We start from the raw sequence: 391 nt of genomic DNA, 5'->3' as shown, positions 1-391 counted from the left end.
GTACACCGCGACCAGTTGTATCACCGGCACCATCGGCAGCCAGTCGGTGCCGAAGACTGCCTTGACGAAGGTCGGAGCCACCACCGCGATGCCGACCGAGGCGGGAAACGCGATCACTATCGTCACCTGGAGGGTTTGGTAAAACGCCGACCGGAGGGCGGGGATGTCGTCCTGGAGCTTCGAGTACGCCGGGAAGGCGACGCTCGAGATGATCTGCGAGATCTCCGTCGCCGGCGCCTTGGCGAACTGGTAGGCGACCTGATACAGCCCGAGCGACGCGGCCGACAGCAGCCAGCCGATGACCGCGTCGTCGCCCTGATTGATGAGGAAGTAGACGCTCTCGGAGCCGGTGATCCACTTCCCGAACCCGAAGAGGTCGCGGGCGATCTCG

1 protein-coding gene is annotated in these 391 nt (G+C 64.7%); it reads right to left on the bottom strand.

What is annotated here, in order from left to right; all coding sequences use genetic code 11:
- A partial coding sequence (locus EXE44_RS20940; RefSeq protein ID WP_199241256.1) for an oligosaccharide flippase family protein occupies window positions 1–391 on the bottom strand: 391 nt, incomplete at both ends.

The sequence above is a fragment of the Halorubrum sp. SS7 genome (assembly GCF_005435055.1).
Classification (GTDB): Archaea; Halobacteriota; Halobacteria; order Halobacteriales; family Haloferacaceae; genus Halorubrum; species Halorubrum salinarum.
The sequence above is the reverse complement of the archived record's forward strand: the minus strand, read 5'-3'. Positions and strand labels throughout refer to the sequence as shown.